General features: G+C 38.3%; 20 protein-coding genes and 1 riboswitch. Of the genes, 4 read left to right on the top strand and 16 right to left on the bottom strand.

Annotated elements, in window-relative coordinates:
• Positions 1–3: 3 nt before the first annotated feature.
• The 12 genes from RHP56_RS03190 to leuS form a co-directional block, all read right to left on the bottom strand.
• Positions 4–990 (bottom strand): IMP dehydrogenase, encoded by a 987-nt coding sequence (locus RHP56_RS03190; protein ID WP_102753533.1) that lies wholly within the window; start codon positions 988–990, stop codon positions 4–6.
• A 42-nt stretch (positions 991–1032) separates the two neighbouring features.
• Positions 1033–2175, bottom strand: coding sequence for an IMP dehydrogenase (gene guaB / locus RHP56_RS03185; RefSeq protein ID WP_102753532.1), 1143 nt, complete (start codon positions 2173–2175; stop codon positions 1033–1035).
• A gap of 223 nt (positions 2176–2398) precedes the next feature.
• Positions 2399–2495: riboswitch (purine riboswitch) on the bottom strand.
• Between the two features lie 185 nt (positions 2496–2680).
• Positions 2681–2911 carry a CsbD family protein gene (locus RHP56_RS03180; protein ID WP_011679453.1) on the bottom strand — a complete coding sequence of 77 codons (231 nt, stop codon included), beginning with the start codon at positions 2909–2911 and terminating at the stop codon, positions 2681–2683.
• A gap of 533 nt (positions 2912–3444) precedes the next feature.
• Positions 3445–4911, bottom strand: a complete 1467-nt coding sequence (locus RHP56_RS03175; protein WP_102753531.1) for an NlpC/P60 family protein — start codon at positions 4909–4911, stop codon at positions 3445–3447.
• A gap of 204 nt (positions 4912–5115) precedes the next feature.
• The gene (locus RHP56_RS03170) at positions 5116–5298 is read right to left on the bottom strand and encodes a 2-hydroxymuconate tautomerase (RefSeq protein ID WP_102753530.1); all 183 of its coding nucleotides are present in this window, start codon (positions 5296–5298) and stop codon (positions 5116–5118) included.
• 27 nt (positions 5299–5325) lie between these two features.
• A complete protein-coding gene (locus RHP56_RS03165; RefSeq protein WP_011679451.1) occupies positions 5326–6303 on the bottom strand; it encodes a YitT family protein in 978 nt (325 codons plus the stop codon).
• 111 nt (positions 6304–6414) lie between these two features.
• Positions 6415–7308 carry a zinc metalloprotease HtpX gene (gene htpX / locus RHP56_RS03160; RefSeq protein WP_011679450.1) on the bottom strand — a complete coding sequence of 298 codons (894 nt, stop codon included), beginning with the start codon at positions 7306–7308 and terminating at the stop codon, positions 6415–6417.
• Positions 7308–7856 (bottom strand): LemA family protein, encoded by a 549-nt coding sequence (locus RHP56_RS03155; RefSeq protein ID WP_011679449.1) that lies wholly within the window; start codon positions 7854–7856, stop codon positions 7308–7310. The genes htpX and RHP56_RS03155 overlap by 1 nt, the downstream gene beginning before the upstream one ends.
• 36 nt (positions 7857–7892) lie before the next feature.
• Positions 7893–8807: a hypothetical protein gene (locus tag RHP56_RS03150; RefSeq protein ID WP_014324454.1), complete on the bottom strand. Its 915-nt coding sequence runs from the start codon at positions 8805–8807 to the stop codon at positions 7893–7895.
• Position 8808: 1 nt separating this feature from the next.
• The gene (locus tag RHP56_RS03145) at positions 8809–9657 is read right to left on the bottom strand and encodes a hypothetical protein (protein ID WP_011679447.1); all 849 of its coding nucleotides are present in this window, start codon (positions 9655–9657) and stop codon (positions 8809–8811) included.
• A 133-nt stretch (positions 9658–9790) separates the two neighbouring features.
• The gene (locus RHP56_RS03140) at positions 9791–11734 is read right to left on the bottom strand and encodes a putative polysaccharide biosynthesis protein (RefSeq protein ID WP_102753528.1); all 1944 of its coding nucleotides are present in this window, start codon (positions 11732–11734) and stop codon (positions 9791–9793) included.
• A 95-nt stretch (positions 11735–11829) separates the two neighbouring features.
• Positions 11830–14256, bottom strand: coding sequence for a leucine--tRNA ligase (gene leuS / locus RHP56_RS03135; RefSeq protein WP_102753527.1), 2427 nt, complete (start codon positions 14254–14256; stop codon positions 11830–11832).
• Positions 14257–14596: 340 nt separating this feature from the next.
• Between leuS and RHP56_RS03130 the strand changes: the two genes are divergently transcribed.
• The 3 genes from RHP56_RS03130 to RHP56_RS03120 are packed head-to-tail and all read left to right on the top strand — an operon-like array spanning position 14597 to position 16507.
• Positions 14597–15250: a phosphatase PAP2 family protein gene (locus tag RHP56_RS03130; RefSeq protein WP_010290697.1), complete on the top strand. Its 654-nt coding sequence runs from the start codon at positions 14597–14599 to the stop codon at positions 15248–15250.
• Positions 15234–15755, top strand: a complete 522-nt coding sequence (locus RHP56_RS03125; protein ID WP_011679444.1) for a hypothetical protein — start codon at positions 15234–15236, stop codon at positions 15753–15755. Before RHP56_RS03130 ends, RHP56_RS03125 begins: the two co-directional genes overlap by 17 nt.
• A 2-nt stretch (positions 15756–15757) precedes the next feature.
• Positions 15758–16507: a peptidylprolyl isomerase gene (locus RHP56_RS03120; protein WP_025267881.1), complete on the top strand. Its 750-nt coding sequence runs from the start codon at positions 15758–15760 to the stop codon at positions 16505–16507.
• 37 nt (positions 16508–16544) lie between these two features.
• Here the strand turns inward: RHP56_RS03120 and RHP56_RS03115 are convergent, their stop codons facing one another.
• The 3 genes from RHP56_RS03115 to RHP56_RS03105 form a co-directional block, all read right to left on the bottom strand.
• The gene (locus tag RHP56_RS03115; RefSeq protein WP_011679442.1) at positions 16545–16985 is read right to left on the bottom strand and encodes a universal stress protein; all 441 of its coding nucleotides are present in this window, start codon (positions 16983–16985) and stop codon (positions 16545–16547) included.
• 74 nt (positions 16986–17059) lie between these two features.
• Entirely contained in the window at positions 17060–17749 is a 690-nt protein-coding gene (rpiA, locus tag RHP56_RS03110) for a ribose-5-phosphate isomerase RpiA (RefSeq protein WP_102753525.1), read from the bottom strand.
• Between the two features lie 9 nt (positions 17750–17758).
• A complete protein-coding gene (locus RHP56_RS03105; RefSeq protein ID WP_014324448.1) occupies positions 17759–18493 on the bottom strand; it encodes an amino acid ABC transporter ATP-binding protein in 735 nt (244 codons plus the stop codon).
• A gap of 137 nt (positions 18494–18630) precedes the next feature.
• Between RHP56_RS03105 and RHP56_RS03100 the strand changes: the two genes are divergently transcribed.
• Positions 18631–18765 (top strand): hypothetical protein, encoded by a 135-nt coding sequence (locus RHP56_RS03100; protein WP_010692185.1) that lies wholly within the window; start codon positions 18631–18633, stop codon positions 18763–18765.
• 43 nt (positions 18766–18808) lie between these two features.
• Here the strand turns inward: RHP56_RS03100 and tuf are convergent, their stop codons facing one another.
• Positions 18809–19996 carry an elongation factor Tu gene (gene tuf, locus RHP56_RS03095; protein WP_011679439.1) on the bottom strand — a complete coding sequence of 396 codons (1188 nt, stop codon included), beginning with the start codon at positions 19994–19996 and terminating at the stop codon, positions 18809–18811.
• Positions 19997–20034: the final 38 nt, after the last annotated feature.

Genomic DNA, 20034 nt, shown 5'->3' with positions numbered 1-20034 from the left:
TGCTTATCCTTTCGCGTAGTTAGGCGCTTGTTTAGTAATTTCAACATCATGTGGATGTGATTCACGCAAACCGTTATCTGTTATTTGAACAATCTTAGCATTCAATTTTAGGCTTTCAATTGTTTGTGACCCCGTGTAACCCATTCCGGCACGTAATCCACCATCAGTTTGGAAGATTGCATCATCAATTGACATATCTCCTTCTTTAAACGAACCGTCAGATTCCAGTACTGATCCTTTTAACAGATCTGATACCATTGTCGCATCTGCCCCTGCTGCAATCGCTTTAACAATGTCACCCGAATAATGAATACCACCAACAGCAATGACTGATTTGTTGTCATATGCAGCTGCCACATCTGCAATATTCATTGTGACTGTTAAGAATGGGTATGTAATGTCGTTTGGTAGTGATGATTCAACGGAACGTCCTGCAAGTATTGTATCTGCTCCTGCTTCATATAAAGCAGCAGCAATGCTTTGATCTTCAACGACACCAACAGCAATGAACAAATCTGGATATGCTTGTCGTATTTGCTTAATAAGATCACGCGTATTCTTAGCTAACGCTTCATGCAAATAAAAGAATATAGCATCCGCTCCTGCATTAACCAATGCAGCAACACGAGTTTCTGCATCAGCCACTAACCATACTTCAGCTGCTACACGTAAACGATTCTGTGAATCAACTAAAGCATTAGGATATTTGTCAGTATCAACGACTGTTTCCTTAACTTGTTGCAAACTGGTTACTTGTTTTGACAAATCTTCTTGCTCAGCAACAACACCTAACCCACCATTCAAAGCGGTTGGCACAACACGTGTATCTGTTTCCGGACCAAAAGCCTCTGAAACAAGCGGAATATTTAATTCAAAATTTTCTGACAATTGTGTACGCAAGGTAACACTATATGGTAAAACATTTGAGGCTCCTGGTACTAACAAAACTTGATCGTAGCCAAGACCTATGAACTCTGTATTTTCAGGCATGATTTTCTCCAAAGATGATTGAACTATTATTTGCAATGATAATTAGAATTGGGCAGCAACAACAGGCTTTTGCTTATCTGTTGCTGCTTCGAAATCAAATACTTCGCTATCACGTGCGATATGCTCATGATTAACTAAGTCATCAATCGTCGTTTCTCCTAATTGTGCCATTTTTTTATGAATATCTACTAACATAGCATTTAAAATGGTTGTCAAATCGCCTTTATATGTAACACGAGCTTCAATACCTTCTGGTACCATCTTTTTAGCTTCGTTCACTTCACCTTGGAAGTAACGATCCTTTGATCCATTTTCCATCGCAGCAATTGAACCCATACCTCGATATGTTTTGTACTTTTGACCATTGTCCTCAAACACTTCACCAGGTGTTTCTTCCGTCCCAGAAAACATTGATCCAAGCATAACCGCATTCCCACCAGCTGATATTGCTTTAACAATATCTAATGATGTTTTAACACCGCCATCAGCAATGATTTTCTTGCCACGTGCAGCCGCTTCAAGGGCGGCATCACGAATAGCAGAAACTTGTGGTACACCAATACCAGCAACCACACGTGTGGTACAAATTGATCCAGGACCAATTCCAATTTTAACAACATCAGCGCCCGCATCGTATAATGCAGCTGCACCTTCTCGAGTTGCAATATTACCAGCAATAATATTTAAATTAGGGAAAGTCGACCTCACCTCAGATACCTTGCGGAGAACGCCCTCAGAATGTCCATGTGCGGAATCCAGCACAATTGCATCAGCTCCTGCTTCAACCATAGCTTGCACACGATCTACAGTGTCATTCGTTACACCAACGGCACCAGCAACAAGCAGATGTCCTTCAGCATCAACAGCCGAATTAGGAAAGTCTGCTGAGTCAAACGTTGCCGTTTTAACCTTGCGAACTTCATCAGCCTGTGCACTAATTGTCATATTTTTATGAATGACACCAAGGCCACCTAACTTAGCTAAAGCTGTGGCAAAGCGTGCTTCTGTCACTGTATCCATCGCAGCTGATAGTAATGGAATATTAAGCTTCAAAGTAGGTGTTAAGCTTGTGGTCACCGAAACAGATTCAGGTGTCACAGTTGACTGTAAGTCGCCAACTAACTTGACGTCTTCAAATGTTAATCCCATTGGGACAAACTTGTTTGTTGAACTAAACTTCTGCATAAGATCCTCCAAAATAAACATGCATTCTACCTTTGTCGTATAAACAAATAAGCAATTGAACCCATCCCCAGTATGTATTGCAATTTGTTTTTAACACGAACTTCACCGGTAGTTTATATAATTTAATCAGGCCTTTTTGTTAACACAATTGTTAACGGATCCGCCATCATCTTTAAACACAAAAAAAGCATCTGGGACACAGAGATCCACAAATGCTTTTGAATCGTCAAAAACATTTGCGGATAGTCACGACTTTTGGGGCGTGGTAGAAACTGTTGGCCGTTTTCCAACGATATATCTGCAAATAACTTCTTTAGTTGTTGTTATCATATTACCCGCTTTTATGAGAAAAAGCAACCGTTAGTTAGGCAGGAAAAAACCATCTGACTTGACTTAAAATTTTCCTAGAAATATGTCATTTACAACTAATTAAACACTCAATAACTTATAAAAAAAGCACCTGATTTTTTTTTATTTACAATCAGTTGCTCTTTTCTTCATATATTTATTTATCAATATTTTTTTTGCTATCTTGCTTGTAGTCATCAATTGTATCTTTAACGGCTTCCTCTGCTGCATCCTTGATATCAGTTACAGCGTCTTTTGCCTTACCGAAAATGTTTTGGGTTTTACCTTGTAATTCCCGTTGTTTGTCACCAGTAACTTTCCCCTCAACTTCCTTTGCTTTTCCAGCAATCTTGTCCTTGGCATTATCAAATTTTTCTTCAACTGTCATCTTACATGTTCTCCTTGAGGTCTATTCAATGTTACAAATCAATCATATCGTAGTACATAATGTTTGTAAATTATTTTGATTCTAATAATGGGTCCATTTACCTCAAAAAGTGCAAAACAAAAAGCCACACGGGGGTGAGTGGCTTTCGCAAAAGTTCAAGTTTTCTCATTGAAGATCAACCAAACTATATTATTAATTATAAGTTCTCTAAAAGCAGGTTACAAGCCAAAACGATAGTCAATAAAACAAGGATTGTTCAAAAGAAAAAGCACCTGCTACGGCGCTTAAATAATGCAATGCTGACAAACAGATAAATGAAATTGTAAGTTACAATTATCTAATCATGGAAGAAATGTGTAGTAACTGTCAGTAATTACAATAGTAAAATGAGCTTACTTAAAGTAACTCATGAATTAATTATACCACATAAAAGTAATGGTTACTATTTATTTAAAAATAAAATAAAAAGCACTTATCCCTCTTGATGGATTAGTGCTCATACTACAATTAGTCTCTTGCTTTGATGCACCAAATCACTTAATTGAACCGGCGAAAGATGGCAAAAAGTTCGGTGAAATCGTTTCAACGCGTACATTCAATCCAGGCTTTGGTGCGGCAATATACTGATTATTGCCAATATAAATAGCTACATGGTATGAAGCGCCTGGCGTACCCCAAAATAGTAAGTCACCTGGCTGAGCTTGAGAAACCGACTTCTTTTGAGTGTACATTTCTTGTTCAACGGACGAGTGTGGTAATGAGATGCCGGCAGCATTTTTGAAAACATAACTCACTAATCCAGAGCAATCAAACCCAGTTGAAGGCGTTCCTCCACCCCAAACATAAGGAATATTTTGTGCTACCAATTGTTGCGCTAGCGCAATAATTGCGGCAGAATTTCCAGACGTAGATTGTGTTGTATTAGAATTTACTATTTGACTGACAGCCCCAGTAGAAAGATTGACTAAATTACCGTTGCTGTTCGTAGTTGAAGATAGCTGATTATACTGTTGTCCAGCACTCGACTCGGAACTTGAAACAGCAGCTGCACCGTAAGAACTATTGATGTTGGCTGAAGCATCTGTTGCAGTTGAATCTGCAGAACTCGTATAAGCTGTAGCGTCACTTGCAGCACTTGTAGCACTTGTCTCACTACTTTGCAAACTACTAGTATTGCCTGATGTGTTTTGCGTTTCTGACGCTACATCTGCCGTGCTAGACGTTGTTGAAGAGGTGGCCTCCGTCGCTGAACTTGTTTCTTCATCTGATCCGCTCGAGACTGCCGAACTCTCTGTCACTGAACTTGATGGCGCTGATTCTCCACTTGACACACTAGAATCTGCGGTGCTTGCCAACGTTGATTCTTCACTTGATGGAGTCGAAGATACTGAGCTTTCAGCTGCTGAGCTCGAGGCCAACGAATCTTGACTGGAAGTACTAGAAGTGACTGAAGATTCCGTTGATTCTACGTTACCAGCTGCTGACACCTCTGAAACAGGTGCGCTAGCGGCAGTTTGCAACGAGTCAGCGTAGGAATCAGTACTTTTATTAATGTCTGTTGGTGATTGATCAGCCACTGTTGTTTGTGTATCGGCGCCAACACTAGTTGGCAAGTTTAATGTTTGCCCTACTGATATCAAATCAGAATTATTATTCTCACTCACGAGATCATCTACATTCAAATTATGATTATGAGCAATCGACCAAAGAGAATCTCCAGCCTTTACTTTATATGATGTTAATTTAGTAGTGGCTTTTTGGGAAACTTTTTTCTCAGCTGGTGTCTCAATATGAGCTACTTTATCTTTTGGTATTGTTAAACTCTTTTGAGTGAGATTAACCGTTTTGTTATCAATTAGTCCAGCAGCTTCGGCAACAGAATTAACAGCCTTGTTGACAGTGCTTTTAACATCATCAGCATGGGCGATACCCGAGCCAACGCCTACTAGACCTAATAAACTCAGTCCTGAAGCTACTACTTTTTTATCCAGTCGTTCCATATTTCCCTACCTTTCCACTCTAAACACCACAATCAGTGTTATTTTTTACTCTCAATGTTTAAATTTTTCTTAACATTTTAATTCTATCATGAAATTGTTAAAAAAACATAAGGAATGCACTATTGTTACTAACTTGAAATTTTATTTCTACAAAAAAACAGGGTGAATAAAATACCCCGTTTTTAATCGTTTGTAATAAAACTATTAATCACTTTTTAAGACACCACCAACCGCATAATGGTCTTTTGGCATTTCGCGTAAAATAACGTGAACGGCTTCTCGTGATGCGCCTGCGTCCTCAACAATAACATTGGTAATGTCTTTCACCATTTTGGCAAGTTGTTCGTGAGTACGACCTTCAAGCAATTCGACTTGTACTATTGGCATAAGTATTCTCCTTCTATTTCCTATATTTTACTTTTTATCGTCTAAATTTTCAAGTTGCTCTTCTAGCCGTTGTTCAGCTTCAATCTGCGCCTCGACGGTTTCAACTTTTGGAACAGCGACCGCCCGCTTCATCTGCAGCTGACGGTCAGCATCAAGAAACTCCCCTGAAACACTAACTGTGTTCATTAAATTGATAAACGCTTTTGGATCAGCACGATGGACGACCTCTTGCATTTCAAATAATTCGTAACGGGAAAGAACCATCATTAATGTTGTCGAATCACGTTTGGTATAGGCGCCTTTCGATGGTAAAATGGTAATTCCTCGGATTAGGTCTTTGTGCAACTCTGCAACGACTTCATCACCTTTGGAGGTCACAATCATTGCCGTCAACTTCTGATAACCAGTATATAGCGTATCAACAACACGACCGGTTGCATAAATGCCAATGATTGTGAATAAGGCATTTTGCCAGCCTATAAATGAACCAGCAATAACAACAACGCCGAAATTAATCACGTTCATCAGCGCACCAATCGATTTTCCGGTCCGCTTTTGAACAACCATCGCGACAATATCCATGCCACCTGTTGAAAAACCATATCTCATGGCTAATCCGATCGAAGCACCAATTAATAAACCACCAAATAAGGCTGCTAACAGCGGATTCGTAGTTAAGGCTTGTGTTGGCGCAATAATTTGAACAGCAGATACGAATAGTGAATTAGCAAAGCTCAATATTGTAAATTTGCCACCAATCATTTTCCAACCAACAATTCCAACTGGAATGTTGAATATCATAATAAATGTTCCAGTAGGCATGCTAACGTGGAAAAAGTTTTGGGAGAACAAAGATAATAGCTGCGCAATACCGTTAAATCCACCTGAGAAAACATTATTAGGAATTAAAAAAGCGTTTAATCCAACTACTTGTACAACTGAACTAGCAAAAAAGATGAGTATCGTAAGTAGTACTTTTCGCCAGTTAATTTTAATATTTTTCATCGCCCAACACTCCACAAAATTCAAATTACATCATTCTTTATCATAACAAAAAAAGTCACGAATATGTTCGTGACTTTTTGTTTTGCTCAATTATATTAACCTTTACGCATTTTACATTTTTTCTAAACGATCAATACGTTCTTCAATTGGTGGATGCGTATCAAACAAACGCTCCTTGTTCTTCAAAGGATTACTAATATACAATGCAGCTGATGAAGAATCCACATCCTTCATCGGCTGTGCGTTACCTAATTTTCGTAATGCTGAAATCAATCCTTGTGGGTTTCTCGTTAGCTCCGCACTACCAGCATCAGCAAGATATTCACGGTTACGTGAAATCGCCATTTGAATTGCTGCAGCAGCCAACGGTGCTAAAACCATCATTAAAATCGAAAATACTAACAACAGTATTTGTAAACCACCACCACCATTACGATCATCATTCCGTCGCCTATCACCACTGCCCCAAAACCACCAATTACCACCAATATTAGTTAATAGTGTGATAGCAGCGGCTAAGGCTAAAGCAATAGTTGAAATTCGTATGTCGTAGTTGCGCACATGGCTCATTTCGTGAGCTATAACACCCTCTAACTCGCTTCGGTTCATAATCTTCAGTAGCCCAGTAGTGGCGGCAACTGCCGAATGCTCAGGATTATTTCCGGTAGCAAAAGCATTAGGACTATCGTCATCAATAATAAATACCCGTGGCATCGGTACTTGAGCAACCATCGCCATGTCCTCGACTGTGTGCCACAGTTCTGGAGCTTGGTCAGCATTTTTGATTTCGTGACCATGGTTCATCGCCATGACTACATTAGTTGAATTACTAACCATAATAATTGTGTAAATAGCACCAATAACTATGGCCGCAACTACGCCAGTTTCTAAGGAATTAAGCAATAGGTAACCTACTGCAGCTCCGACTAAGGCTACCAAAATAAAAAATACAAATAATAATACAATGGTGCGCCGTTTATTTGATTGTATTTGTTGGTACAACATTAGAACTTAACCGTAGGGACTTCTTTCTCAGCTTCTGGGACTTGCAAAAATTCACTAGGTTCAAAATGATGAATTCCCGCAACAATATTACTTGGAAATTGTTGTAACTTCGTATTGTAAAGTGCTGTTGTTGAATTAAACAACTGACGTGAATAGGCAATCTTGTTTTCCGTGTTTGTTAGTTCTTCTTGCAACTTTGTAAAGTTTGTATTAGCTTTCAAATCAGGATATGCTTCAGCACGGGCAAAGAATCCAGATAAAACACCAGTCAATTGGTTTGAGGCAACCATCTTATCAGCCGGCGTTGCGGCCCGTTCCACCTCTTGACGAAGTTTCGTTACTTCTTCTAACGTACCGCTTTCATGCTTAGCGTACCCCTTAACAGTTTCCACTAAATTTGGAATCAAATCATTACGACGCTTTAATTGAACGTCAATCTGGCTCCAAGATTCTTTTGTTTGCATGCGTGTTTTTACAAGCGAGTTGTAAATGCTAACCCAAGCAACAGCGATAATTACAACGATCGCAATTATAATCAATATTGTCATAATGTTTCCTCTTTCTAATCGACGCCAGTTTTGGCTTTAATCCACAAAAACTGCACGTTTGTCCTTCAGACCAACTTCATTAAACCATTTTTCATACCAGTTGGCAAAAAAAGGTAATTGTTGAAACAGTGTATAAATTGTAACACGTTTATTATTATCAATGATATCATATTGCCAGACCGCGTGCTCTTGTTGGTCACGGTGCTGAATAATCTCTAATGATACAGATCCTATTTTTAATACCGCTCCGTCTTTATCATTTTGTAATAACGTTAAGACAAAGTTTTGCTTTGCCGCCTCAACAAACAAACTATCAAGTATTTCAGCTGACAAATCCTTTTGCTGCATCATCAAATTTTGAGTATCTGTCATATCAAGTCCGACAATATCAATAGAATACTCGTTATCTTTTAGAAGATAGCTAATTGCTGTCAAGCGCTTTTGAAAAATAGTTAATGCCTCAACACCAGCGATTTGAATGGCTTCTGTTTGCACTAACTTCATGAAATGCACAGTGTCTAAGTAAAAACGTTTATTTACAATATCCCAGTATGCAACGCGTAAATTTTGAGATATTTCTTCTAAATAATAACCTCCTGCAGCTAAAGGTGCCTTGGTAAATTGGAAAGCCGCGTTTGGAAATTCTTCAAAATGGAGTTCAGCCACTTTTTGCATCTTTGGTAAAATGACTTGCGTATGCGATAGCGAGGTCATTTTAGCTAAGTTTGAGAAAGCCACAGCAATCCAATGTGTATTGGGGTACCAGTGTTCACTCGCTACACGCATAATTTCTGATTTATGAACGTCAAAAGCCAATATTTTTTTGGTAATATCCAATATTTCAGCAGTCTGATTGGCTTCAGAAAGTGCTTCAATTAACACTTGCCACCGTTGAAACACTTCTAAGTCTTTCTTCAATTGTTGTGAATAGTTATAAGTATCAAAATTCATATCATTTCTTCTGCAATAGTGTTTTCAAGTAGTCAACATAAAGGTGATCTACTTTTTGAATGAAAGCGTCAATGTCATCAAAATGTGACAATATTTCTTCGATTTCTAGGTGACGTAAAGCGTCATCTTTTTCCAATTGAAGCATTTCGGATTCGTGTTCAGCTAACTTAGCTTTTACTTCAGGAACTCTTTGCTGCGAGGCCAACAACAAATCACGTTTATTTTCTAATTCTTCCCGGGCCTTTTTATCAGTACGCCCTAGCAGTCCAGATTTATTTTCTTTTAGTTGAGCTAACTGATCATTTAAAACTTGCACTTCTAAATTCCGTTTAGTTTCATCGTCCAAAAAAGTTTGTAAGCCATTCGTAATTTGTTTTATTTCACGAATTTGAATATCATTGATATTTGCACCAGTTGGCAATTTAATTGTTTCTTGCCATTCACTGACTATTTTTTTATTAATTGTTAACGTGAGCGACAACACGTCTAAGATTGCAAATTGGCGGTGATCCCACCAAGTGCCAATATACACTTGATAAATTGATGGTTCATCGCTGGTAGCCACAAAATCAAAAAAACTAAACTGTTGTTTTAAATATTTCAATAATTCAGGTGCTAAGAAAATTGCCAGATTATCATGAATGTCAGTAACCATTTGGGCGAGTAGAGCATTAGAATCTGCATGAGGACGTTGGCGAATTTGCTCGTTAAATTTTTTGGAGTCAAGTAATTCATATACTTGGGGCACCTGTTGGTTCATTACAGCAGACTGTAATTGTCCGAGGTACATAATTTTACTATCGAGCCGATTGATTAATTCTGGCTGCAACACAGTTTGAGAATCTGTCATTGTTTTGCCTCCGCTAAAAGCTTAATTTAAAACCTAATTTTAGCATACCGTATATAATCCTCAAAAAGTACTATCTTAAGAATTTTTTATTGTCTTTATAGGTGTTATTTATCATAAAAAAAACGATGAAAAATCATCGTTTTGGTTGCAGTATTTTAGGAATATAACGCATTCTTCGGCCTAATAACTCATCTCCCAAGCCCATTCGCAAATAAGTTATGATTAACAAAGCGCCACCAATCAAGACCGCACTAAAAGTTGTCACAGTAACCGAGAACTTTGTATCCATTGGGAAAATAAAGTTGTCCATAGCAAAGACGATAATATAGGCAACAATAGCCATTAGGGCTGAAGCCATAAACATTTGCCATAGTTCTTTACCAATCATACTAAATGAAACACCATAAACCTTTTGCAAAAAGTCCAACATATAGAGAATTGAAATGAACATGCCAATCACGCTCGTCATCAAAGCACCCATACCTTCAAAATAGCGTATCAATGGAATCTGCAAAACGATTTTAATGATAATGCCAACAAAGAATGCTTTCATAACAATTTTAACTTCTGAAAGAGCTTGTAATACAAATGCAAGCAACATGAACAAACTAAATACCAATGCCAAGATTGTTGAGTATTGTAGCATGTAAATACCTTCTTGGTTTGAGGCCTCAATTGGATAGAACATTTTATACAAAGGTTCTGCAATTGCATACATTCCCAAAACACTAGGCAACATAATCAAAGAGAACAACTTCAATACCTGCTTTAATTGATCTTGAATCGTTTCATAAGTTAACGCAGCTTTACTACCTGATAACATTGGTAACGCTGTCGCCGCTATACTAGTTGAAAATGGCACAATAATCATTATGAGCTTATTGGGATTTGCACTAAAGAGTGAAAATTTTTCCAACAAATCCGATTTAGAAACGGAAAAAAAGTGATTCATTATGCTAAAGAATGAATACTGATCAACAGCTTGAAACAGTGTTATAGCAGAGCCAATAATGATAAATGGCCATGATTCTTTCAAAATATTTAGCACTAAACTGAGTGTTCTAGCCTTTTCGTGTTTTACAGAGTGAAGCACTGGTCGGGACAATATATGACGATACTTCACCCATCCCCACATTAATACCAACATACTAAAAATGGCACCAATAAATGCTGCAAAAGTTGATTGCACAACTACACCAGTCCAATTATCTGGGTCAGCTTTTAACACAATAACTGCCATTACTAGCATGTAAATAACCCGAGCAATTTGTTCTACAACCTGTGACATGGCTGATATACTCATTAATTGATGCCCTTGAAATAAGCCACGGATCATTGACATTAAAGGAAAAATAGCTACCGCCGGTGCTAAGGAATGAAGTACTGGAATAACATCAGCATTGTCATTGGATAAGGCGGGAGCAGCAAAGTACAAAATCAAACCAAACACTATGCCTAGTACAATACCCAAGGCCATAGATTGCCTTGTTAACTGCCTTGATCGGTAGACATCGTTTTTAGCTGCCAATTCCGCGACTACTTTTGAAATGGCTGCAGGAATACCAAATGTAGCTATCGCTAAAAAGATTGCATAGATGGTATATCCTTGGTTAAATAAGCCGTTCGCTCTTGTACCGTAGCTACCAAGCATGGCCATCCACGGAATTAAGTATACAACGCCTAATACGCGTGAAACCATGTTTCCAACGGACAACCACGCTGAACCTTTAATTAATGTTGCTTGATTGCTTTCTTTTGTCGTTGGTTGTTTCTCTAGAGAGCTATCAGCAGTAGATATTTGTTCTGGAACCTGCAAATTAGGTTTCTTTTTTATAATTTTTTGCCGTGCACGAATATTTTTCTCTTTAATAGCCAAAATTTCTTGTTCTGTTGGCTGAGGTATAGTAGCATGGCTACGTGACTTCCGTGTCGTTTTTGGTCCCAGATTACGTTTTTCTTGTAAGTGCCGTCCTGCCAATGCTAGAATTTCATCAGCCGTTAACGTTTTACCGTCAACATCTGTTTTATCAACGCGACTATTACCGTTGAATTTTTCTGGACGTTGATCATTCGTCATGTTTGAGACCTCATTTTTAATTATGTACCCCGCAAAAGCGGGATTATTGCTTTTCTTCAACTAGCAATAAAGTATAAATTTGTTAATTCGATATCTTAACCTACCACAATATTAACAAACTTACCAGGAATAGCAATTATTTTGCGAATTTCCTTACCAGAAATAAAGTTCTGGACATTTTCATCAGCCTTAGCATAGTCGAGCATAGCATCTTTATCAATGTTACGAGCAACAGTGGCTTTACCTCGCACTTTACCATTCACTTGGAAAATAATTTCCACACTATCTTCAACAAGCTGACTTTCGTCATAAGTTGGCCATGAAACGTAACTAATATCCTCTTCATGTCCAAGTTTTGACCATAGTTCTTCAGCTAAGTGTGGTGCAATCGGCGCCAACATTTGAACAAAACCATCCATATACTGGACAGGTAAGGCTTCTGATTTATATGCTTCATTAACAAAAACCATTAATTGAGAAATAGCTGTGTTAAATCGCATATTCTCCAAATCTTCCGAAACTTTTTTAACTGTTTGATGATAGATTTTATCTAAGTCCCCTTTGTTGACCGTTGTTACATGGTCACGTAACTTATCTTCCTCATCAACTAGCAGACGCCATACACGATCCAACCAACGACGCGATCCGGAAACGCCATCTTCAGACCAAGGCTTGCTTTGTGTCAATGGCCCCATGAACATTTCATATACACGTAATGTATCTGCGCCATAATTGTTAACAATTTCATCAGGATTAACAACATTCCCCTTAGATTTAGACATTTTCTCGTGGTTTTCACCTAAGATCATGCCTTGGTTAACTAATTTTTGGAATGGCTCTTTAGTTGGTACAACACCTAAGTCATATAAGAACTTGTGCCAAAAACGTGCATACAATAAATGCAAAACAGCGTGTTCTGCACCACCTACGTACAAATCAACATTCATCCAGTACTTTAACTTTTCAGGATCAGCCAATGCCTCTGAATTATGCGGATCAACATAACGTAGGAAATACCATGATGAACCAGCCCACTGCGGCATGGTATTGGTCTCACGACGCCCCTTAACACCATCTTCACGAGTAACATTTAGCCAATCAGTAGCATTAGCTAATGGTGATTCTCCCGTTCCAGAAGGTTTTAATTGTTCTTGTGTCATTTCTGGTAGACGCAATGGCAATTCTGATTCAGGAACGAGGGTTTGTGTACCATCTTCCCAATGAATAACTGGAATAGGTTCACCCCAATAACGTTGACGTGAAAAGATCCAATCACGCAAGCGATAGTTAATTTGTTGATGACCAGCATTATGTTCTTCCAACCAACTAATAGCTTTATCGATGGCTTCTTGCTTATTTAACCCATCTAAGAAGCCAGAATTAATATGCGTACCATCGTCAGTGTAAGCAGCTTCTTCAACATTGCCACCTTCAATAACAGCTTTAATTGGTAAATTGAACTTTTTAGCAAATTCCCAATCACGATCATCGTGTGCTGGAACAGCCATAATAGCACCAGTACCGTAAGAAGACAAAACATAGTCAGCAATCCAAATAGGTAACTTCTCACCATTGATTGGATTAGTAGCATAAGCACCTGTAAAGGCTCCGGTCTTATCTTTGTTCAAATCTGTTCGTTCCAAATCAGATTTAGTTTCTACCTCTTTTTTATAGTTGGCAATGGCTTCTTTTTGCTCTAGCGTAGTGATTTCATCTACCAGTTCATGTTCTGGTGATAGAACCATATACTGGGCACCAAACAACGTATCTGGTCGTGTGGTATAAACTTCAATTTGTTTGTCTGAATCTGCAATATTGAAGAATACAGAAGCACCAATTGACTTCCCAATCCAGTGACGTTGTTGTTCCTTAATAGCTTCTGGCCAATCTAAATCTTCCAAATCTTCAAGTAAACGATCGGCATAAGCTGTAATGCGCAAAACCCATTGTTTCATTGGCTTGCGGTAAACTGGATAACCACCACGTTCTGTCTTACCATCAATGACTTCTTCGTTGGCAACAACAATACCCCCACCTGGAAAATCTGGAGCCCAGTTAACCATGATTTCATCTTCGTAGGCTAAGCCTTTTTCGTATAACTTTTCAAAAATCCATTGTGACCACTTATAATATTCAGGATCAGTTGTATTGATTTCACGCGACCAATCAATTGAAAAGCCAAGTGACTTAATTTGATTTTTAAACACTTGGACATTTTTGTTGGTGAAGCCTGCTGGATTATTACCTGTTTTAATTGCGTATTGTTCCGCAGGTAATCCAAATGCGTCCCATCCCATTGGATGCAAAACATTGAAACCTTTAGCACGCTTATAACGACTCATAATATCAGTCGCTGTATAACCCTCGGGATGCCCAACATGTAATCCTTGTCCAGAAGGATAGGGGAACATATCCATAACGTAGTACTTTTCTTTTTCTGATTTATCAGGAGCCCTAAACGTCTCGTGTTCATCCCAATATTTTTGCCACTTGGCTTCAATAGATTTGTGATCGTATGCCATAAATTTTTCCTTTTATCATTTATTTATTCTCTTTAGTGATGCATGGACGCTCCGTTGAAACAAAAAAGCCCCATATCACACCAAAAAGGCATGACACGGGGCGAAACTTAATTTTCGCGGTACCACCCATGTTCACGTATTGCTACGTCTCATTTATCTTAACGCGACAAAACGTTGCCAGCTACTTAGTTTCACTAGCAATTTAATCAACTGAGTTCCGAACTTTGTTTGGTAAGTTTCCAGCGCCACTTACTCTCTGATACCCCGCCATACGTAATAGTGTTGAACAATAATGCTATTATTATAACACAAATTACTATAATCAGGTATAATTGAATGCATGACTATTCAACAAAAGAAACAAAGATTAAGTACAGTATTGGCGACTATACTCTTTGGTATAATGACGTTTGGCGTTCTGATGAGTCCCAACTGGTTTCGCCAATTTGATATATTTTTCCAACAGTTGATCCAACATCGTGGTACCTTTACTACTTTATTTTTTACTTATATTACACAGGCTGGCAATATGACTGCAATTATTGTAGTATCAGTAATTGTTAGTATTTTTCTGGCCTATAAACATTGTTATCGCGAACTTTTATTTTTGTCCGTTAATATCATATTCTCAGCTGGAATCATTACACAAGTGCTCAAACACATGATTACTCGTGTCAGGCCACAACCACAACTTATTCAAGAGAGTGGCTACAGCTTTCCCTCTGGTCATTCTATGGCCGCAATTTTATTATATGGTTCATTAATTATTTTGATCAATTATCACCTAAAGCCAAGTTTATTCAAAACTGCCAGTGTAATTGTTCTAACTAGTTTAATTATCATTATTCCAATCAGCAGAGTGTATGTTAACGTGCATTATCCAAGTGATATTCTTGCTGGTTTATCACTTGGTTACGTGTTACTTTTTATTTCGAAGTATTTTATTTTTGATCTTAAATCACCTACAGGAGTTCTTCATGATTCTCACAAGTAATACTTTCACACATCAATTAATTGAACAAACAGTCAAAATTAACGATATCGTTCTCGATGGCACGACGGCAAATGGTATCAATACCAGATTTTTAGCTACGAGAGTTGGGAATGCTGGAAAAGTGCTTAGCTATGCGACAACCAAGGACAATGCCAATGCTGCCGCTGCTTCACTTTTCATGAGTGGCTTGTCAGATCGTGTAACCTTGCTGGGGAAAACATTGGATGACCAATTCATCAATGAACTTGGTTCACAAAACCAAATTAGTGTCGCCATTTTCGATTATTCTGATGACGCTAAAAATGTTAACGATCGACCAGCTAATTACCTACAACAAATTTCATACGTCTTACCGCGGCTAACCCACGGGGGTTTACTCATTGTTAAATTTGAGCAAGTACCTGAAGCATGGCATGAATATAAAAATAATCTACTTGAGGCCGACTATTCACAAGCCAGTTATATTACAAGGTTCGTCCAAACGGATGTTATTGAAAGGATTTAATAATGAAAAAATTTTTGCCGCATATTATTATGGGAATCATATTAATCATTAGCATTGTTGGCATTTTACTGATGACACAGCAAAAAACAGCTAGTACAAAAAAAGATCCTAAACTAGATAAAGTTGCACTCCCTCAACTAACAACTAAAATTGCTAAAAACGAGAGTAAACTCATCATGAAGACAACTTATGGTGACATCACCATAAAACTCTTCAATAAATACACACCACTAGCTGTTGAAAATTTCATTACTCACGCCAAAGATGGTTACTATAACAACACATCATTTCATCGTGTTATTAATAATTTTATGATTCAAGGTGGTGATCCAACAGGTACAGGTAGTGGTGGGCAATCAATTTGGAAAGGTAAAGACAAGAATATCGATAGTGGTAACGGATTTAAAAATGAAATTAGTACCTCACTGTACAATATTCGTGGCGCTGTTTCAATGGCAAATGCAGGTACAGACACTAATGCTAGTCAGTTCTTCATTGTCCAAAACCCAGAAGATGTTTCAAGTGGCGTCAACCCCAATATTTACCCGACAAAAATTGTCAATGCTTATAAAAAAGGCGGCTATCCTAGTTTGGATGGTAATTACACTGTATTTGGCCAAGTCATTGATGGCATGGCGGTAGTAGATAAAATAGCCAACGCTAAAGTTAGCGCAACTTCAAGTGGTGAAAAATCAAAGCCGGCTAATCCCGTAAAGATTACAAATATTGAAATTATAAAAGAAGCACAATAAAAAAACAGGTAGCGTATGCTACCTGTTTTTTTGAGCTTCATTTTTCAAACGTCCGCATAATCAAAACATCTACTTTAGAAACCTGTGTTACGAAGGATGGTACCGTACCTGCCATCGCTCTTTGTAAACGGCTCAGCCCGGTTTCACCAATCACAATTAAATCATTATGGTGGTCCTTCGGGAAATCACGCGCAATCACGCGCTTTGGTGAACCAAAACGTACATGAATATCGACATCATTATGCCCCAATGACTTAGCATAATCAAAAGATTCATTAATAGCCTTTTCTGCAGTTTGTTCCATTTGGTAAACCACGTCTTCATTCATTGCGATCGAACCAAAATAACCACCACCTGTGGTATCCACTACTGTCAAAATATCAATGTGTGAATCAGGAGCAAACGCAACAACTTTTTTTATCAATGTGTTTGAAACTTCTGAACCATCAATTGCAACCAAAATGTTATTATATGCCATACGCCTATCCCTCTTATTTCTTAATAACTACATTATAACGCTATTAAAAAAATAATGTAAGCGCTTTTAATAGATTACATTTCTTTCTGTAAGTTATTCATGATCCGATAGCCTTCGTCCTGTCCAATAATAACTTGATCCGCAACATTTAGAAATAACCCATGCTCAACGATACCAATCTGTCCATCTAAATAATGCCCTAGTTCAAACGGCTGATCAATTTGTTCTAAATCTAGATCAACAATATAGTGTCCTAAGTCCGTTACTAGCGGTTGCTGATGGTTGTCTAGACGTAATTTGGGGTGCAAATGACGCTCTTTTAGTTCAGCTATTAGTTTACCACTGCCAAATGCTACTACTTCTACTGGCAAAGGAAATTGTCCCAGTTTACTATGCAGCTTCTGTTCGTCAATAATCCAAATCACACGTCTAGAATATCTCGCCACAATTTTCTCCATTAAGAAAGCTGCTCCACCACCTTTGATGCCATTTAAATGCTGATCAACCTCATCCGCACCATCAATTGTTAAATCTATCATTGGTACTAAGTCAATATCACGAATCGGAATACCAAGTTCTTCCGCACGTCTGGCAGTCTTTGTTGAGGTGGTCACGCCAATAATAGTCATTTTTTCATCTTGAATACGTTTAGCTAATGCCTCTAAAAAGTATGCTATCGTAGAACCTGTTCCAAGACCAACAACCATTCCATCTTCTATTAGTGTGGCGGCAAATTCACCGGCATGTTTCTTTTGCTTGTTCATCTTTTTGTTTTACAACACTTTTTCTAAGAATTCTTGTGCCCGCTTTGTCTTTGGCTTATCAAAGAATGATTGTGGTGTAGCAATCTCTTGTATGCCACCGTCAGCCATAAACCATACAGTATCCGCTACTTCACGTGCAAACCCCATCTCATGCGTTACAACAATCATGGTCATTCCATCTTCTGCCAACTGCTTCATCACGCCTAATACCTCACCTACCATTTCTGGATCTAAGGCACTTGTCGGCTCATCAAAGAGCAATACATCAGGAGACATTGCCAGAGCACGTGCAATCGCTACACGTTGTTTCTGCCCTCCTGAGAGACTGTCTGGATAAACAGTTCCTTTATCGGCTAGGCCAACTTGAGCAAGTAGCTTTTCAGCAGTTTCTGTTGCTTCCTTGTCGCTAATATTTTTAACTTTTACCGGTGCTAATTTAATGTTCTCAATCACAGACAAATTTGGAAACAAATTAAAGCTTTGAAACACCATACCCATTTTTTCACGTAACTGATCCAACTCTTTTTCAGACAGATTTGTTAAATCCTGATCCTCAAAATTCACCTTACCACTAGTTGGTGCATCTAACATATTAATGGCGCGCAAAAAAGTAGATTTGCCTGCGCCAGAAGGACCAATAACAGAGATAACCTCTCCTTTTTGCACAGCGACATTTACATTATCAAAAATTATTTTTTCACCAAATTGTTTTTTCAAGTTTTTTATATTCAATAACTCAGTCATTATTAATCTCCATTTCTAATGTTAATTACTATTATACAGTGTTATAATTTATATGCATCTGTTATTCGTATTAAACTGAATACATTGTATAATATTGCATAAAACTAACTTTAATAAACTATATATGGAGACTACTAATGGCTAAAATTGTAAATCGTGAAGAAAAAGTATCAAATTCATTCGAAGATCTCATTTCATTACCAACTAGTGAAAGTAATGACGAAACTCGAAAAGCAGCACTAGGTCATGATAAAGACGAAAAGAAGAAATAAAAAAACACGCTTACGCGTGTTTTTTTGAATACTAATAAAATTATTAGTCTTCGATATCAGTAACTGTTCCGGCACCAACAGTGTGGCCACCTTCACGAACAGTAAACTTCAACCCTTGTTCGATGGCAACTGGTGAGATCAATTCGATTTCGAATGTCACTTGGTCACCAGGCATAACCATTTCAACACCGGCTGGCAATTCAACAACACCTGTAACATCAGTTGTGTGGAAGTAGAATTGTGGACGGTAGTTAGTGAAGAATGGTGTATGACGACCACCTTCTTCCTTTGTCAAGACATAAACTTCAGCCTTGAACTTCTTGTGTGTCTTAATTGAACCTGGCTTTGCCAAAACTTGACCACGTTCAATGTTGCTACGATCAACACCACGCAACAATGCACCAATGTTATCACCCGCTTGAGCTTCTTCCAAAGTCTTACGGAACATTTCGATACCTGTAACAGTAGTCTTTTGAACTTCGTCCTTCAAACCAACGATTTCAATTTCAGTTCCTGTAGTCAATACACCTCGGTCAACACGACCAGAAGCAACTGTACCACGACCAGTGATTGTGAAGACATCTTCGACAGGCATCAAGAATGGCTTGTCTGTTTCACGTGCTGGTTCTGGAATGTATGAATCAACAGTATCCATCAATTCTTCGATAACCTTAACTTGTTCAGGATCACCTTCCAAAGCCTTCAAAGCTGAACCCTTAAGTACAGGAATATCGTCACCAGGGAAGTCATATTCTGACAACAATTCACGAACTTCCATTTCAACCAATTCAACTAATTCTTCATCATCAACCAAATCAGTCTTGTTCAAGAAGACAACCAAGTAGTCAACACCAACTTGACGTGCCAACAAGATGTGTTCACGTGTTTGTGGCATAGGACCATCAGTTGCAGCAACAACCAAGATAGCACCATCCATTTGGGCAGCACCAGTGATCATGTTTTTAACGTAATCCGCGTGACCTGGGGCATCGATGTGGGCATAGTGACGCTTCTCTGTTTCATATTCGATATGAGAAGTGTTAATTGTGATACCACGTTCTTTTTCTTCAGGCGCGTTATCGATTTCAGCAAAATCAGTAGCATCAACACCTTGCTTTTCAGCCAATACCTTTGAGATAGCGGCAGTCAAAGTCGTCTTTCCGTGATCGACGTGTCCAATAGTACCAATGTTAACGTGGGGCTTAGTGCGAACGTAAGTTTCCTTAGCCAATGTAGTTTCCTCCAAAATTCATTTTTCAATATTATGAA

The sequence above is a fragment of the Leuconostoc sp. C5 genome (genome assembly GCF_056530425.1).
The sequence above is the reverse complement of the archived record's forward strand: the minus strand, read 5'-3'. Positions and strand labels throughout refer to the sequence as shown.

Bases quoted from the DNA above. Each gene is read 5' to 3' on its own strand.
- RHP56_RS03140 (WP_102753528.1), bottom strand. From the start codon at position 11,734: ATGACGAATGATCAACGTCCAGAAAAATTCAACGGTAATAGTCGCGTT.
- RHP56_RS03190 (WP_102753533.1), bottom strand. From the start codon at position 990: ATGCCTGAAAATACAGAGTTCATAGGTCTTGGCTACGATCAAGTTTTG.
- RHP56_RS03105 (WP_014324448.1), bottom strand. From the start codon at position 18,493: ATGACTGAGTTATTGAATATAAAAAACTTGAAAAAACAATTTGGTGAA.
- guaB (WP_102753532.1), bottom strand. From the start codon at position 2,175: ATGCAGAAGTTTAGTTCAACAAACAAGTTTGTCCCAATGGGATTAACA.
- RHP56_RS03155 (WP_011679449.1), bottom strand. From the start codon at position 7,856: ATGACAATATTGATTATAATTGCGATCGTTGTAATTATCGCTGTTGCT.
- RHP56_RS03175 (WP_102753531.1), bottom strand. From the start codon at position 4,911: ATGGAACGACTGGATAAAAAAGTAGTAGCTTCAGGACTGAGTTTATTA.
- leuS (WP_102753527.1), bottom strand. From the start codon at position 14,256: ATGGCATACGATCACAAATCTATTGAAGCCAAGTGGCAAAAATATTGG.
- RHP56_RS03180 (WP_011679453.1), bottom strand. From the start codon at position 2,911: ATGACAGTTGAAGAAAAATTTGATAATGCCAAGGACAAGATTGCTGGA.
- RHP56_RS03125 (WP_011679444.1), top strand. From the start codon at position 15,234: ATGATTCTCACAAGTAATACTTTCACACATCAATTAATTGAACAAACA.
- RHP56_RS03100 (WP_010692185.1), top strand. From the start codon at position 18,631: ATGGCTAAAATTGTAAATCGTGAAGAAAAAGTATCAAATTCATTCGAA.
- RHP56_RS03170 (WP_102753530.1), bottom strand. From the start codon at position 5,298: ATGCCAATAGTACAAGTCGAATTGCTTGAAGGTCGTACTCACGAACAA.
- htpX (WP_011679450.1), bottom strand. From the start codon at position 7,308: ATGTTGTACCAACAAATACAATCAAATAAACGGCGCACCATTGTATTA.
- RHP56_RS03165 (WP_011679451.1), bottom strand. From the start codon at position 6,303: ATGAAAAATATTAAAATTAACTGGCGAAAAGTACTACTTACGATACTC.
- RHP56_RS03145 (WP_011679447.1), bottom strand. From the start codon at position 9,657: ATGACAGATTCTCAAACTGTGTTGCAGCCAGAATTAATCAATCGGCTC.
- RHP56_RS03150 (WP_014324454.1), bottom strand. From the start codon at position 8,807: ATGAATTTTGATACTTATAACTATTCACAACAATTGAAGAAAGACTTA.
- RHP56_RS03115 (WP_011679442.1), bottom strand. From the start codon at position 16,985: ATGGCATATAATAACATTTTGGTTGCAATTGATGGTTCAGAAGTTTCA.
- rpiA (WP_102753525.1), bottom strand. From the start codon at position 17,749: ATGAACAAGCAAAAGAAACATGCCGGTGAATTTGCCGCCACACTAATA.
- RHP56_RS03120 (WP_025267881.1), top strand. From the start codon at position 15,758: ATGAAAAAATTTTTGCCGCATATTATTATGGGAATCATATTAATCATT.
- RHP56_RS03130 (WP_010290697.1), top strand. From the start codon at position 14,597: ATGACTATTCAACAAAAGAAACAAAGATTAAGTACAGTATTGGCGACT.